Here is a 16,665-nt window from a genome sequence, read left to right on the forward strand (position 1 = left end):
GGGAAATTTTGGTGAAAACGATAACACCTTGCCGCCCAAAATGGAAGGGTACCATGACCGATCGCGAACGCTTTAATAACCAGATGCATTACAAGCCCTTCGATCGGTGCTTCAACATGGAGTTTGGATATTGGGATGAAAACTTCAAAGAATGGCCCATATTTGTGGAAAACGGCATCACCAATAACCGTGAAGCCAACATCTTCTTCAATTTTGACAGAATAGAAGTGATAAGAGGCAACGTGTGGATGTCTCCTCCTTTTGAAACAAAAGTGATTGAAGAGACGGAAACCACCAAAATCCTCATCAATAGCGATGGACTGCTGGCTGAAGTCCCCAAGGATGGCCATGATACCATCCCACACTTCATAAAATCCTCCATCGTGACTCCCGAGGACTGGAAAAGATGCAAAGAAGAACGCTTCCGCAGGGATGACCCCTCACGAAAGGTCGACATTGAAGCCCTTAAAAAGGCCCACCCACCCGATAGAGATTATCCATTAGGTGTAGACACCGGCTCGATGATCGGAAAGATCCGCGACATGCTAACGTTTGAAGGCCTGGCATATGCCTGCTACGACTACCCCGACATGGTGGAGGATATGGTGGAAACCTGCTGCGTGCTGGTGGAGGATTTTCTGGATCAGGTGTTACCCCATTTTGATTTCGATTTTGCAGCAGGTTGGGAAGATATATGCTTCAAAAACGGGCCCATAGTCTCCATCGATTTCTTTAAAAATGTGGTGGTGCCGCGCTATAAGCGCATACATGAAAAGCTCAAGAAAGCGGGTATAGATATATGGTACGTCGACTGTGACGGCGACGTGCGGCCTCTTTTGCCTTACTTTTTAGAAAGCGGTATCAATTGCCTGTTTCCCTTTGAAGTCAATAGCTGCTGCCATCCGAAAGAGCTCCTTGACGAGTACGGGAAGGACTTGAGGATCATGGGGGGCGTGGATAAGATGGTACTGGCTCAAGGCAAAGAAGCCATAAAGGAATATCTCGAAAGCCTCATACCACTGGTGGAAAGGGGAGGATACATACCGTTCTGCGATCATCGCTGTCCGCCCAACGTAAAACCCGAAGATTACCTGTACTACCTCGACCTTAAGGAAGAGCTGTTCGGAATGAAATAGTTGACCCTCTTTACTCTACCGGTTTGGTCTTGGCCTTGAGCCATTCCTTCTCCTTTTCGTCCAGCAATGGTGATAACAGCTCATACACCATGCTGTGGTATTCATTGAGCCATCTCTTCTCCTCCTGGCTCAGCAGGCTCGGATCAACGCCATTGAGGTCAATGGGGCAGTAGGTTATGGGTTCAAACCTCAAAAATTTCCCAAATTCGGTCTCTCCATCCTCTACCACTAACATCTCATTTTCGGTACGTATGCCATACTGCCCCTCTATATATACCCCCGGCTCGTTGGTCACGATCATCCCCTTTTCCAGCTTGACGCTATTGGGATATTGGCATATGCTCTGCGGCCCCTCGTGAACATTGAGGAAATACCCTACACCATGCCCTGTACTATATTTATAGTCCATGCCCTGTTCCCAAAGGGGCAGCCTTGCCAGCACGTCTATGTTAGATCCAGTGGTCCCATACAGGAATCTTGTCCGTGCCAGATTTATATGTCCTTTGAGCACCAGCGTAAAGTCCCTCCGCTGCCTATCTGTAATGGGCCCCAAAACTATCGTGCGGGTTATATCGGTGGTCCCTCCCAAATATTGGCCCCCCGAATCGATGAGCAAAAAGCCTTCCGGTTCAAGGGTATAGCAGGTTTCGGGAGTGGCCTGATAATGTATTATGGCAGCATGGTCCTTATAGGCCGCAATGGTGGCGAAACTCGGCCCCATAAAGCCTTCCTGTTGCCGCCTGAACTCTTCCAGCTTTTCAGCCACGGTAATCTCGGTTATTCTTTCCTTGCCCAGGTTATGATCAAGCCAGTACAGGAATTTGACCATGGCTGCACCATCGCGCACATGCACCTTCTTGAGGTTGTCTATCTCAACCTCATTCTTTACGGCCTTCAACATGGCAACGATGCTCATGCCCTCTACCTTCTTGCATCCACTGGCTATAGCATCATACAGCCTGCTGTTGGTGACAGCCGGGTCAAATAATATAGCATCGCTCTCCCTTAACCCTGCAAGGTGCTCATATACTCTTTCGTAGTCCTCGACGACTATGCCATTCTCCTCGAGCATGCGTACCACGTCGCCAGTAAGCTTATTTCTGTCGATAAACAGCCAAGCTTCCTGTAAAGAAACCAAGGCATATGCTATGGTCACCGGATTATAGGCTATATCATTGCCGCGGATGTTATACAGCCATGCTACATCGTCCAGGCTGCATATCAGATAATAATTGACGCCTTTCTTAGCCATCTGCTGACGCACCATATCCAGCTTTTGAGCCGCAGTCCTTCCCGCAAAGGCCACATCGTGAACAAATACCGGCTGCTGTGGAGCTGCGGGTCGCCCTTCCCATATCTCATCTAGCAGGTCAAACTCCTTGTTTAAGGATATGCCCTTCTTGGAGAGCTCTTTCTCCATTTCCCTAACTTTGGAGATACAAAACACCTCGCCCCATATCCCAACACAGCTATTTTCAGGCAGCTCCTGTTTAAGCCATTCTATATAATCAGGTACTCCTGGCATACCCGCTTTGAAAAGCTCAATTCCCGTGCCCTCAAGTTGCTTTTCAGCCTGTATGTAGTATCTGCCGTCAGTCCAAAGGCCGCTCTTGTGCCGGGTCACCACCAAAGTTCCCGCCGACCCCGTAAAGCCCGACAGCCATTTCCTGCCCTCCCAACGAGGAGCCACATACTCGCTCATATGAGGATCCGAAGTGGGTATAATATAGGCCTCCATGCCCTTCTCCAACATCTTTTCACGCAATTTATTTATTCTCTCTTTTACCTCCAATTGGATTACCTCCCCATTTATATTTCTGCTGTCCTTCACTTACCCATACCTTTTATTGCCATTTACGGTGCAAAAATTACGAAAATATTTTACCACAATTTTAAAGGCAATTCACCTTTACAGTAAAGATGAATTGCCTTTTTTGTTTTTCCTGCACACCTATTATACTTCCAAATTAACCCTTTTTAAGACACATTTCTTTCACACCACTATATACACATCTCTTCCCTCATCCACACTGTCATTTCACCAACTCCCCTATTGCCCCATGCATAGTAGGGGATGGCTTTAACCTCTATTTCCTCATAGCTGTTTTGGTCAAAGCTATAGCACTCATCACAAGGCCAATCCTTCAACCTGTAAGCTTTAAAGATTATGGCCACCACTCCGTTTAAAAGCCCTTCCTCGAAAGTTTCCTTAAACTCCACATCCTTGGGCACTATAATATTGTGCAAGTTTTTCCCATTATCCACCTCTTCTATGCAATAAACCATTGGCCCTCGCTGTATTGCTACTTTTCCAGCATTTTCCCGTACCCTAGGGTTGGTTCGCACCAGCATGGCCTTCATAGGATAAACCACATCAATCGCATCGCCCGGTTCCCATACCCTCTTTATCTTGACATATCCCTTGTCCATATGCTCTTCTATGTTTACAGGCTGACCGTTGACGCGAATGGAAGGCTCATGACACCATGAAGGAACGCGTACGGCTATGGTGAATTCACCTTTTAAATCCGGGTTGACCTTGATGTTTATGTTACCATCCCAGGGATAGCGGGTATTAACATCTAACACAACGTTTCTGTCGCCTAAAGCTATATTGGCGCTGCTGTTAGCAAAGAGATGGATATATATCTCGCCATCGTTGGAGGTAGAATATATGTAATCGCCTATCGAGGTATAAAGCCTGCTGACATTGGCGGGACAGCAAGCACAGGCAAACCAGGCCTGGCGCTCCACCTTCACATGGAAGTGGTCATGTCTCTTCTCACACACCTCTGGGACCACTTCGAGGGGATTGACATAGAAAAACTTTTTGCCATCAAGGGAAATACCGCTTAAAATTCCATTATATATAGCTCTCTCCAAAACATCTGCATACTTTCTATCAGGATCCATCTGAAGCATTCTATGAGCAAAAAACGCAAGGCCTATAGAGGCACAGGTCTCACCGTATATGGTATCGTTGGGCAAATCATAATCCAAGGAAAAAGCTTCTCCATAACTCTGTGAACCTATGGCTGCAGTGATGTACATCCTCCTCTTAGTCACGTTATCCCATAGCTTTTTCAAAGCCTCAAACAATTCCTCATCGCCTGTTTCCCTGGCTACATCAGCCGCTCCTGAAAAGAGGTACATAGCTCGCACAGCATGCCCTTCGGCAGTAGTCTGCTCCTTTAGCGGCAGATGAGCTTGATAATAGTGGTAGGTAGACCACATGTTGTCTTGCTCAGCATTCTTTCTTTTTTCTCCTCTAAGTTCAGCTTCCTGAGTAAAATAATGTGGCTGCCTACCCCTCTCATCGATGAAGAACTTTGCAAGCCTCAAATACTTTTGGTCCCCTGTAACCTTATACATCTTGACCAGGGCAAGTTCAATCTCTGGATGGCCGGGATACCCCCTCTTTCTCCCGGGCTCAGGGCCAAGTACCGTTAACATGTGATCAGTGAACTTGCTCATGATATCAATCAGCTTGGTCTTGCCGGTAGCTCTGTAATAGGCGACAGCTGCTTCCATCATGTGCCCTGCACAGTAAAGCTCATGCAAATCCCTTAAATTAGTCCATTTTTTATCGGGATGTGCTACAGTAAAATAGGTATTCAAATATCCATCCGGTTCTTGCGCCCTGCCTATGAGGTCAACCAGGTCGTCCAAAATCTTCTCCAACTGGGGGTCAGGTTTCAAGATCAGGCTGTAACTGGCAGCTTCTAGCCATTTAGCCACATCGCTGTCCTGAAAGAACATGCCGTAGAACTCGCCTTTTTGCTCCCCCGCAGCAATTCGGAAATTAGCTATGGCATGGCTTTTAGGCGCTCCCTCCACATTGTCGTTAAGCACATCGTACTGGTAGGGGATGGTCTCATTCACGATTAAATCTTGAATAGCCCCCAACAGCCCTCCTTTAAGCTTTACGTCTTCCATTTTAACATTGGTAAGCTTATTAAACTGCATATAGAACCCTCCTTTAATATCATATCATTATAATTAAATTCAGCCATATGGCACTTCTTTTTTAGTTTCTATTCAACGTTGCTATCCCATGATGTATGGGCTTCAGCTGCCTGTACATCATGTTATATATCCTGTAGTAGCTTTGATAGACCTCCACATCGCTTGGACGTGGCTGGTAAAAGCGCTGATAGCTGATTATCCGGGCAGCTTCCTCGAAGCTGTCAAAGATGCCAATGCTTACCCCTGCGGCAATCGCCGCGCCTATGGAAGTAGCCTTTCCTGAAAAGCTGTGCACCTTCACAGGCCTGCCGTATACGCTGCGCATGATCTCGTTCCACAGCCTGCTCTTGGCCCCTCCTCCCAACAAGGTCAGCTCCTCAACCCTTAATCCATTTTCTTCAAAGACGTCCAGAATGTAATATCACCTCTAGAAAAATCCAACGGCTTTATTCACTTTTTACCACCGCTCAATGCCCTCGTGGGTCACCACCCCATACACCAGCGGCTTATGCTGAGGAGGCTGTTCCCCTATGATTACCCCTTTATTAAATGTGTCAATAGCTTCTTGTAAAGCGTCCTCCCTGTTTACATAAAATTCAGCCAGCATCTCGCCCTTCTCCACCTTATCTCCCACTCTCTTGTGCAAAACGATGCCCACCCCGTGGTCTATCGCGTCCTCCTTGGTGTTCCTGCCGGCCCCCAATAACCGGGCAGCCTGCCCTATGCTATACGCATCCATACCGCTTATATACCCATCTCGTTGCGCCCTTATGGAGATAACCTCGTCAGCCACCGGCAATAGGGAGGTATCATCCACCACACGCTCATCCCCTCCCTGGGCGCTGATCATCTCCTTGAGCTTTTGCGCACCTCTACCGCTAGCCAGCGCCTCCTCTACCATCTCAAGGCCCTGCTCAACGGTCTGGCAGCGTCCGGCTACATACAACATATAAGCCCCCAGCAACAATGAAACCTCCTTAAGGGCTTCGCTCCTTTCTCCACGTAATACTTCAATGGCCTCTCTCACTTCCAGCGCATTGCCTATGGCCATACCCAGGGGCTGGCTCATATCCGAAACGATAGCTGCAACACGGCGTCCTACGTAGACACCTACGTTAACCATTTCCTGCGCCAGCTCAAAGGCATCTTCCACCGATCTCATAAAAGCGCCGCTACCTGCCTTTACGTCTAGCACTATGGCATCTGCCCCTGCCGCAATCTTTTTGCTCATGACGCTACTGGCAATGAGGGATTTATGTTCAACAGTACCGGTTACATCCCGAAGTGCATATAATTTTTTATCGGCAGGAACCAAACTCTCGGTTTGCCCTACCACAGCCACCCCTACTTCTTTCACTATTCGAATAAAATCCCTGATGGATTGAAATGGGTTAAACCCCGGAATGGACTCCAGCTTGTCTATGGTACCACCGGTATGGCCCAGGCCCCTGCCTGACATCTTCGCTACAGGCACCCCGCAAGCCGCCACCAGAGGTGCGACTATCAACGTGGTAGTATCTCCAACCCCACCGGTGCTGTGCTTATCCACCTTTATACCCGGTACGGGCGATAGGTCCACTGTCTCCCCTGAATAAGCCATAGCTAAGGTTAGGTCGGCTGTCTCACGGCTGGTCATGCCTTGAAAATATATGGCCATCAACAAAGCGGATGCCTGATAATCGGGTATTCGGCCTGCCACATACTCGCGAACGAAGAAATCAATCTCATCACTCGTAAGTTCCCCGCCATTGCGTTTTTTCAATATGATATCCAGCATTCGCATTACTCAACAGCATCCTTTCATCGTTTATTTGATTATTGATTTTGCTGCAAACTTGATTTGCTTAAATGTAGCTTGGTATTGATTATTATCGAAGCTCATTATCATTTTATCACTCATAGCGCAGTGCATCAATTGGATTTAAGCTGGCCGCCTTGCTGGCCGGGTACAGCCCGAATATAACCCCCACCGCTACTGAAAACCCGGTTGCAAGTAGCACCACATCGGCAGAAATCGCTGCAGGAATGTTCAAAATCCTGCTTAAAAATCTTACCCCGACAAAGCCCAGCATAATCCCCAATACACCGCCCAATCCGCTGAGCACAGCCGATTCTATGAGAAACTGGATGAGTATATCCCTCCTCTTCGCCCCAATGGCCTTTCTTATTCCAATCTCCCGGGTTCGCTCGGTCACAGATACCAGCATTATGTTCATAATACCAATACCACCCACTAGCAACGATATCCCCGCAATGCCACTCAGCATCATGGTCAGGGTTACGGTTGCCTCATTTATCGTAGAGAGTAACTGCGTCTGGTTAAACACCCTGAAGCTGTTTTCATCGTTGAACTTCCTGGTTAAAAAGCGCTGTATCTCTCCAACCACCTGGTTTACGACATCAGGTGACTGCGTTGAAACATAAAAAGTCCGGACTTCCGTATTCCTAAGAAGCCTCTGCCCGGTAGTCAGTGGTATTATAACCTTGTTGTCATCGGAACCGGCTATGGAACTCCCCTTTTCTTCCAGTATACCCACAATTGAAAATTCCACTCCGTTTATTGAAATCTTCTCACCAACTATATCTCTTCTCCCAAACAGCTCATCGGCAACATCCACTCCTACCACCGCCACTCTAAACCGCATATCCAAATCGTTTTGAAGCAAAAACCTACCAAGCTGAACATGCGTATTTCTCACTTGCTGATAACCAGGCGTAGTGGCTTCAAGAGAAGCGTTAGTATTTTTATTGCCCGCCTTTACCGTTACGCCACCGCTCAATACAGGAGCTATTTCGCTGACGCCGGGGATGTTTTTTATCCGTTCCAGGTCCTCTTCGGTAACACTGCGATTTCTCCCGCCTGTGATATTGATGATGATCAAATTGGTACCGAGACTTTCAATTTGACTGGTTACACGCCGGGTAGAACCCTGTCCTAAAGAAATCAACGTAATAACAGCGGTAACCCCCAATAATTACTCCCAACATGGTCAAAAAAGAGCGCATCTTATTTGATAAAATCGAGCTGAAGGCCATTTTGATGGCCTGCGTAAACTTCATTGCATCTCCACCTCTTCATCAGATACAATTTGTCCGTCGCGTATGGTGATCAGTCGCCTCGCATACCTGGCTATGTTTATATCATGCGTGATGAGTATAATGGTATTGCCCCGAGAATGAAGTTCCTCAAATATCTCCATGATTTCCATGCCCGACTTGCTATCCAAATTGCCTGTGGGCTCATCAGCCAATATGACTGACGGATGGTTAACAAGCGCCCTGGCAATTGCCACCCGCTGCTGCTGTCCACCTGATAGCTCCGAAGGCCGATGATGTATGCGTTCCCCCAGCCCCATCATTTCTAAGGTGCGTATTGCTTCTTCCCTTCTTTTTTTAGCTCCCACGCCCGCGTATATAAGCGGAAGCTCCACATTTTCCAGGGCAGTCAGCTTAGGCAATAAATTAAACCCTTGAAAAACAAACCCAAACTTTTTATTGCGTACTTCTGCCAATTGGTTCTCATTATAAGAGGTTATATCACGTCCATCCAGGTAATACTTTCCTTCCGTGGCTACATCTAGACACCCAATTATATTCATAAGGGTGGATTTGCCCGAACCCGAAGGCCCCATAATGGCAACAAATTCGCCTTTATTGATGGATAACGATATATTGTTTAAGGCCACAACCCTGTTATCCCCCATCGTATTATATATTTTGCTTAGGTTTTCAAGCCGTATCATGTACCCAAAAGCACCTTCTTTCTCATTGATTCCATTCGCATATCTATCTTCATCGACGGATGTTTGCAGGAACTCTGGATCTATCAAATCCTCCATTCCTCATGCCACCAAAGCCAGGAAACATGTCTCGCCAATTGTTTGGAGTACTGACCGTACTGGATAGCGGAATAATCACTTCTTCTCCTTCTTCAACCCCACTTATTATCTCAGCATAAGTTTCATTTGTAAGACCCACCTCTACCTTGCGAAAACTGAATCTACCAAAGAAGTTTCCAGATTGTGTACCTCTCCCATCTCCTGTTACAAGGCTCCCCCATACCCGATTCCGGTTCCTTGCAGTTGCACCTTCAGATGTTTGTCTTTTCCCTGTTACCTCTCCATCCCCGGATTTGTCTTGTAAAGAGCTCGGTGCTATTATCACATACTTTTCACCATTTCTCTCTTGAATAGCTTCTATCGGGAGAAGCACTACCCCTTTTCTGCTTTCCACCTGAATTTCAGCAGTCGCGCTCATTCCAATTTTAACATCGCCGGGGTCCTTTATAGAAATGGTTACATCAAAAGTTGTTACTCCTCCGCCGGAGGGCTGCCCTATATCGGCTATCTTTATAACCTCTCCTTCAAAAACCGTATCCGGGAAAGCATCTACCTTAATCTTAGCTTTTTGACCTATTTTCACTTTAGGTATATCAAGCTCATCCACCGACACCACTACATTTAGCTGTGTAGGATCTGTAACAGTAGCAATGGCTCTACCTTTCTGTACCTGTTCTCCAGCCTTCACTGTCAAAGAAGTAATGATGCCATTGATGGGACTTTTGACCTCAGCATTTCCCAGCTGACTTTTCTTGTTCTCCAGCTCTTTTTGAGTCTGTTCAATGGCAAGGTTCTGCAACTCTATATTAGCCTTAACATCGGAATCATCAAGCTTAAATAGATTGTCGCCACGCTTAACCACGCTGTTTTCTTTGACATAAATAACGCTTATCTTCCCGTTATTCCCTGTGACACTAACCCCCTGATTGACATCCAGCGTACCCTCACCTATGACCACGTATTCACCGGAATTTTCATCGCGCTTTAAAACGGTGACCTTCGCTCCAATGGGCAGGTCGTCCCTGTTAATCTGAACCTGTACGCTTCCTGCGCTGGGCCCAGCCTGGCTGTCCTGCTGGCCTGAGGGACCTCTCGGCTGGCTTAAAGATGTATCCACCACAGTTCCCTCTACCTCGGTAGTATCCTCTAACCTGACCAAGACCTTTTCACCTGCAGTCAAAGAAATGCTCCCCTGCGGCTTGATAGCAACTTTCATCTTTCCATCAGTGGAAATAATGGCTAAAGCGCCGTATGTCCTGGTGGTAGTTCCTACGTCTTCACCCACCCTTGCTTTAAGGAATTTAACCCGACCGTCAGCAGGTGCCTTTATGTAGAAATCGCTTAAGCTGGCTTTTAACTTTGACAGAGAAAGGTTCTGCTGTTTAAGATTGCTTTCAAGCCTCTCTATCTCCTGCTGCAGGCTCTCATCATCAATAACGGCTATCACATCTCCTTCCTTAACCCTGTCGCCCTCTTTAACTTCAAGCTTTTCCACCGCTCCACTTACCAGCGGAACTACCTCCTGCGATACCGCCGCAACCACCCTACCGCTTGCAGAAACATTGAGCTCTATATCGCCAATTTGTGCCCTCGCCACCATATAATTTGCATTGGCATTGGCTCTGGGAGCCTGTAACCTGCGGTAAACGAAATATCCACACACAGTAATAAACACCCTAGAACCACAGCTATAAACCTTTTTACCCATTTTTTGTTCATTTTTATTCCTCCATCCATCGATACAAGTGAATTTGAATTACATTTAAGACAGGTATAAAAATCGCAGCAACCTCAGCTCAAACTTGCTTTTGCAATGTTTAGTGGAGATGATTGCACGACTATTCTTGCCTGCCATGGATCGTTTTACTATTTCAATGTACCACAACTTCAAATTAATTAAACATCCGCCTATTAAAATCACATATCATATATTTCCAGTATAATAATAATTTTTGGTAAAATCATGAATAAATTTTGAACTATTTGTGAACAAAAAAACGGGTTTTGTTAAAACCCGTTATCTGCAATTACATCGCGATACCACAATGCGCTCTTTTTAGGAGTCCTCTTCAAGGTCTCATAATCTACGTACATGATGCCAAACCGCTTGCTATAGCCATAAGCCCATTCAAAGTTGTCCATGAAAGACCAGACATAGTATCCTTTGAGGTTTACCCCGTCCTGTATGGCTCTGTGGGCCGCTTCAAAATGGCTTTTCAGATACTCCAACCTGTCCTGATCATCCACCATGCCATCCACTATCTTATCATCCTTAAACGCAGCGCCGTTTTCGGTTATATAGATATTGGGGGCATTGTAGTCCTTGTGCACCCTCATGAGGAGATCATACAACCCTTGGGGATAGATTTCCCATCCCATCTCAGTATATTTGCCCTCGGGATGTACATGCTTTACCGAATCATACCCATCTTTTTCTCCCTTTTTAACCACAGCTCTAGTATAGTAATTTATCCCGAGAAAATCGATGGGGTTATCCTTAATGAGCTCCATATCTCCAGGGCGTATCGCGGGCGCACCGTATCTTTCCTGATAAAATGCCAGCATATCCTCCGGATATGTACCTTTGAAAACCGGATCCAAAAACCATCGATTTTGAAATCCATCCTGGAACTGTGCTGCTTCCATATCCTCAGGAGCGTCAGAAGCAGGATAAACGGGCGTTAAATTCAAGGTAATCCCTATCTGGCCACCACGGTCATTGCCCGACTGGCGATAGGCCTGCACCGCCTTGGCATGGGACACCAGCAGATGATGGCTTATCCTCACCGCAAGGGCAAAATCCCTGTAACCGGGTGCATGCTCACCAAAGGCATTGCCCAGAAAAGCCACCACCCAGGGTTCGTTGTGGGTAATCCACTTCTTTACCCGGTCTCCCAAAACGTTATACATCTTGAAGGCATACTCGGCAAAATAATCAGTTACATCCCTGTTATCCCATCCCCCTATATCCTGAAGGGCCTGTGGCAGATCCCAGTGATAAAGAGTAGCAATTGGCTCTATACCAGCCTTCAAAAGCTCATCGACAAGCGAATTGTAAAAGTCCAAACCTTTTTGGTTTACCTGCCCCTTCCCCTGCGGATAAATTCTGGGCCAAGCTATGGAAAACCTATATCCCTTTAACCCTAACTCCTTCATTAGCTGTACGTCTTGCCTATAGCGGTTGTAATGGTCACAGGCCACATCTCCGGTGTCGCCATTTAACACCTTGCCGGGCGTATGGCTAAACCTATCCCATATCGATTCTCCGCGCCCATCCTGGTTTACCGCCCCTTCCACTTGATAGGAAGCAGTGGCAGTACCCCATATAAAGCCTTCTGGGAAAGTTATCTTTGCCATTACCAATGTCCCCCCTAGGCTTGCTTGTTTTTATACACGTACCTATATTCTAACACAAATTGTCACTTTCTTAAATGACCATTCTACATGCTCTTTTTATGATTTCTTTCAGCAACCAAAAGCTGAAGGGCTGCTGGACGAACAAATATCCTTAACAACCTGGACGACATAAGGTTAAACCTTTTAGCCAGATCCAACCAATGGTCAATGGCACCAAAATTGCCTTTTCCAAGAATGGCCAAATCGCCTTTTAACGTTCCTCCTTCAGAATAAGCCTTCTTTAACCCATCGATGACCTGTCGGCCTATCCCCATACTGAAAGCATATGCAAAAAATCTCTCCCAATCAGCGGGTGGCAGGCTATGAGCCTTATGACTCAGCTGCTTCAATGTTTTTTTAAATCCCATCCAGCTCCTATAGTGCTGCTTCCCAAAAGGCGTTCTTATATAAATCTTAAAAGGAGTAACCCTTTTATTAAATCCCCAGCGTATAGCCTGCCTTAAAACTAACTCCTTCCATATTGCAAACCGGTTACAGAATTCCCTTTCAAACCCTCTAGTGCAAGCCGTCTGTAATATTGCCTTGGTTGAGACTTTTTTCCCATCACCTATATCCTTAAAAAACCAGTTGACCAGATACTCTTCATGAGGCTTCAAATTGGTATGATCAAAATCCCTTAAGGTGAGGACATAAGCCTTGCCTCCTGATACTTTCACGTCCAAATACCTTCTCACGGCCAGATCCAACAGCGTCGCCACCATATCTCCTGGCCTGATTCTTTTGCCGTGTAGCAACGCGCTGAGCTCAGCCGGAGTATAATAATCAGCCGGCAAATCGACAGCAGGCATCTCCCTCTGAGTCTCATCCTTTGGTTCTTCAGATGCCCCAATGCCTTGTGCCGTTATAGCTTGGCCTGCTGGTATATCGGGCACACGCCGTTTGATCTCAGAGAAAATGCTGCTCAGCTTTAATCTGCCACTGCTCACCCATATGCCAACGCACACCCCTATGCCGATAATCCCTACCGTCATCCCTACTATAGCGGCCAAGCGCAACTTTTGTTCACGCTCTTCCTGGCGCCTTAAAAGCTCCATCTCTTCGGCCTTCAGGCGTTGCTCTTCCAGAACTCTCTCCAACCCATCGTTATCGATGACCTTCCTACCCCGGGATACGCCTTCTTTTGGGAACGCCACAGTAACTTCAATAAACTCCTCTGAATCCAACTTTTTTGCCATAATGACAGCTGTGCCATCTTCTAAAACCTCACAGCTACCTTCTAAAGCCCCATACACGAAAGCTTTACCGTCTTCGGGCTTTGTCCCTTGAGGCAATGCAATGCGCATGTCCACATTACGCACATCGAGGCCATACCCATTTAAAATGGGGTTCCAGTAAAGCACCGCCACATCGCGATACAAATATACTAGGTCGTTGAGCCGGTATCTTAAAACAACCGTGTGCTGGCCATCGCCAGTTGGAAGATATATGCAGACATCTTGGATTTCCTCCGGCCTGGCCCCCGGCCTGGTGGTATAAACTTCGCTCATATTCTGGTCAGGATCATCTACAAATTCATAGGGTTTAAGATCATATTGGCTTTCGGATTGATCGCTATCTTCTGTAGCGGCAGGTATCACCGCAAAAACCTCTAACTTCTCCATCCTAGAAGAATGAGCAATGTCGACATATCGTACCACAGGGCCTTCATGGGTGCGCGACAGGTCGTAAGTTATATGTTCCTCTACATCTATCGAACCATCCGGGTTTATCACTGCTGAAATGCGCCATTCTCGAACAGAATATTTAGGCGATGTATCAGCATATACTGTAAATGTTACGAGAACATAAAATAACAGCAGCGTTAGCACAAATGAAAACCTTTTCACTATATACAACCCCCCGTCCGTCTTTATTGTAACACGAATACCAAGAGGATTTCCACCTATAAAGAGCTTAAAAATTTTTCCTATGAACATGGGACATATGGTAAAATAAAGCCAGAGTTTAGGGGAAAACAGGGGGTTACCCAGGTGAAAAAGATACGATTTCACCATATATGGATGTCAATCTTTCTCGTCGTCGCCGCCTTACTGGCGATATATGCGCTGTATCCATCCCCTCCCGAAAGGGCAGTCAAGCAATTCCTCGATTATCTATTGACAGGCGATAAGAGGTTTTATGGTTTTCTGGAGAAGCACATAGACAAAACCCACCCCTTTTTAAAGCTAGCCTTGGAGCAAGCTCCCTTTAAAGATTTTAAAATAGTAGAGTCAAAATCCACGGCAAAAGGCGTTAATCGAGTAATGGCTTTGCTGAATCTAGAACAAGGGTACATAAGAGTTTCATTTGCAGTGGCCCAAACCAACGGCAAATGGTATATACAGGACCTGCCCAGCGTAATCCATTTTTCAGACGCAATACCGGTAATCGAAAACGGATCAAACAGGCGTTCAACGGAGGTACTGCTACATATAGCCGAAGACCGCCTCCTGTGCACCAATCCTTTGCCTTCCAATAGGGTTCAAAATTTAACGCCTTCCGAGATAATATTGGTGGAAAACCAGATCGTGTATATAAATCCCCTCAAACCCGTGAAGCTTTCAAAGATCATGGCAGCATCTCGTCTAGGCCGTTATATCGAAGACTCCTGCCTGGGCAGGATACCTACTGTAGGCGATATCCCTGTGTATTCCATTGAGGGCAATTCCATCTCCTATCAGGGCATATTGTCGGGCCTCATAGGCTATACCGATTCAACGCTGTTTTGCGATGACGATGGCGTGGGACGGACGGTTATCGTCCAGGATCAGGTTATACCCAGGGACGGAATACGGGTACTCATAAGAAACAAAGAGGACAATGGCGTATTCCATAAGCAGGTAAGCATCACCTGCAATACAGGTTTTACCGCTGAAACGCTGATACAGCCCATCTCCCATACCTTCAAAGCGGGCGAGGTTATAACCCTGAAGCCCGATGCCGAGGGAATGGCCCTGTATTTAAACGGCCAAAAACTTGCTTCCACGCCAAATAGGTGGTATATACGCCCTTTGGAGGGCGGAAGGCTCAGCATCCTGAATAACGGTGGAAGTTCCCCTAAAAAATTAAGTTTACCCTATCGAGGAACCTTAGAGATCGCTTTAGGCGATGACCATAACGATGGCCTTATCGTAGTAAACGAGTTGAGCCTGGAGGAATACCTGTACACCGTGGTTCCCAGTGAAATGCCCATAAAATTTGGCCTGGAAGCGTTGAAGGTGCAGGCCATAGCCTCCAGGTCTTATGCCATACGATGCTTCAAATCCGAGGGCTATGCAGCCTTTGGGGCTCACGTGGATGACAGCACGGCCAGCCAGGTGTATAACTCCATAGCGGAACAGCCCATAGCCATACAGGCAGTAGATGAAACCCGCGGACTGGTAGGTTTTTTCGGTGACCAAGTGGTTGATGCCCGCTTCTTCTCAACGTCCTGTGGATACACCGCCAACTTTCATGAAGTGTGGGATGATAAGAACGACCGATTCCCCTCACAGGAAGTGCCCTATTTGACAGCTAAGCCACAGTTTCCCAGCAACGTCCCCAACCTTCACAATGAAGAAAATTTCAGGGCATTCATAGACCAGAAGAATTTGGATGGCTATGACCGCTTCTCGCCTTTTTTCCGCTGGAGCGTCACCATGAAGCGTCAAGAGCTGGAAGCCAGCATTCAGCACAACCTGCCGCTGGTACAGCGCTCTGAGCCCGCCTTTGTCCTCACGAGGCAGGGTGAAAGCGAATTCACGCAGCAGGAAATACCTCAGGATATTGGGGAACTGCAGAACCTCGTGGTAACCCGGCGTGGCCAGGGTGGAAACATGATGGAGCTTGAGATAACCACCACCCGTGGAGTATTTAAAGTCATAAAGGAGTACAATATACGAAGGGTGCTCCAGCCGGTCAACTACCTCGATTCAACTCGGCCAATAAAGCTATATTGCCATGATGGATCGGTAAGGGATAACTTCCCCATATTGCCCAGCGCCTTCGCCTACATAGACATAAAAAGAAATTCCGAGGGAATAATTGAGGAGGTAACCATAACGGGTGGGGGGTATGGCCACGGCGTCGGCATGAGCCAATATGGCGCCTACGGTATGTCCCTTATGGGTTATTCCTTCGAACAGATTTTCCAGCACTTCTATCCCGGTTGCCAGCTAAAGAACATATACGAGGATTGATTTTATCATCGACAATCCAAATGTGTACGGTACTTACGGCATTGACTAATGGCATCGGGTATATCATAATTTTTAAGTAGAGCTGATATGGTGTCAGCTCTGCAAGTCATGTTGTTAAAAATAAAAATGCGATACGCAGAAGGTATTGGT

10 protein-coding genes and 1 pseudogene are annotated in these 16,665 nt (G+C 46.7%); 2 read left to right on the forward strand and 9 right to left on the reverse strand.

The features are described 5' to 3' along the window. On the forward strand, window positions 1–1,136 hold a 1,136-nt coding region (locus FWJ59_RS01370), incomplete at its 5' end, for a uroporphyrinogen decarboxylase family protein (protein ID WP_414480195.1). Between the two features lie 10 nt (window positions 1,137–1,146). Here FWJ59_RS01370 and FWJ59_RS01375 read toward each other — a convergent pair. The 9 genes and pseudogenes from FWJ59_RS01375 to FWJ59_RS01415 form a co-directional block, all read right to left on the reverse strand. Then, window positions 1,147–2,928: an aminopeptidase P family protein gene (locus tag FWJ59_RS01375; RefSeq protein WP_414480196.1), complete on the reverse strand. Its 1,782-nt coding sequence runs from the start codon at window positions 2,926–2,928 to the stop codon at window positions 1,147–1,149. Between the two features lie 209 nt (window positions 2,929–3,137). Next, entirely contained in the window at window positions 3,138–5,102 is a 1,965-nt protein-coding gene (locus FWJ59_RS01380; protein ID WP_414480197.1) for a glycoside hydrolase family 127 protein, read from the reverse strand. Window positions 5,103–5,163: 61 nt separating this feature from the next. Next, window positions 5,164–5,517 (reverse strand): FGGY-family carbohydrate kinase, encoded by a 354-nt coding sequence (locus tag FWJ59_RS01385; RefSeq protein WP_414480213.1) that lies wholly within the window; start codon window positions 5,515–5,517, stop codon window positions 5,164–5,166. A gap of 42 nt (window positions 5,518–5,559) precedes the next feature. Continuing rightward, on the reverse strand, window positions 5,560–6,885 hold the full coding sequence (locus FWJ59_RS01390; protein ID WP_414480198.1) for a pyrimidine-nucleoside phosphorylase: 1,326 nt from the start codon (window positions 6,883–6,885) through the stop codon (window positions 5,560–5,562). Between the two features lie 109 nt (window positions 6,886–6,994). Beyond that, window positions 6,995–8,162: pseudogene (locus tag FWJ59_RS01395) on the reverse strand (ABC transporter permease). After that, on the reverse strand, window positions 8,159–8,845 hold the full coding sequence (locus FWJ59_RS01400) for an ABC transporter ATP-binding protein (protein ID WP_414480214.1): 687 nt from the start codon (window positions 8,843–8,845) through the stop codon (window positions 8,159–8,161). Before FWJ59_RS01400 ends, FWJ59_RS01395 begins: the two are co-directional and overlap by 4 nt. Window positions 8,846–8,894: 49 nt before the next feature. Beyond that, on the reverse strand, window positions 8,895–10,649 hold the full coding sequence (locus tag FWJ59_RS01405) for a biotin/lipoyl-binding protein (protein WP_414480199.1): 1,755 nt from the start codon (window positions 10,647–10,649) through the stop codon (window positions 8,895–8,897). 299 nt (window positions 10,650–10,948) lie between these two features. Next, the gene (locus tag FWJ59_RS01410) at window positions 10,949–12,298 is read right to left on the reverse strand and encodes a GH1 family beta-glucosidase (protein WP_414480200.1); all 1,350 of its coding nucleotides are present in this window, start codon (window positions 12,296–12,298) and stop codon (window positions 10,949–10,951) included. A gap of 83 nt (window positions 12,299–12,381) precedes the next feature. Beyond that, window positions 12,382–14,184, reverse strand: a complete 1,803-nt coding sequence (locus tag FWJ59_RS01415) for a DUF2207 domain-containing protein (protein WP_414480201.1) — start codon at window positions 14,182–14,184, stop codon at window positions 12,382–12,384. Window positions 14,185–14,328: 144 nt separating this feature from the next. Here FWJ59_RS01415 and FWJ59_RS01420 point away from each other — a divergent pair, with 144 nt between their 5' ends. Next, window positions 14,329–16,515 (forward strand): SpoIID/LytB domain-containing protein, encoded by a 2,187-nt coding sequence (locus tag FWJ59_RS01420; protein ID WP_414480202.1) that lies wholly within the window; start codon window positions 14,329–14,331, stop codon window positions 16,513–16,515. Window positions 16,516–16,665 lie beyond the last annotated feature (150 nt).

The organism is Caldicoprobacter sp. (genome assembly GCF_047459465.1).
Classification (GTDB): Bacteria; Bacillota; Clostridia; order Caldicoprobacterales; family Caldicoprobacteraceae; genus Caldicoprobacter.

Bases quoted from the DNA above. Each gene is read 5' to 3' on its own strand.
- FWJ59_RS01380 (WP_414480197.1), bottom strand. From the start codon at position 5,102: ATGCAGTTTAATAAGCTTACCAATGTTAAAATGGAAGACGTAAAGCTT.
- FWJ59_RS01390 (WP_414480198.1), bottom strand. From the start codon at position 6,885: ATGCGAATGCTGGATATCATATTGAAAAAACGCAATGGCGGGGAACTT.
- FWJ59_RS01400 (WP_414480214.1), bottom strand. From the start codon at position 8,845: ATGATACGGCTTGAAAACCTAAGCAAAATATATAATACGATGGGGGAT.
- FWJ59_RS01405 (WP_414480199.1), bottom strand. From the start codon at position 10,649: ATGGGTAAAAAGGTTTATAGCTGTGGTTCTAGGGTGTTTATTACTGTG.
- FWJ59_RS01410 (WP_414480200.1), bottom strand. From the start codon at position 12,298: ATGGCAAAGATAACTTTCCCAGAAGGCTTTATATGGGGTACTGCCACT.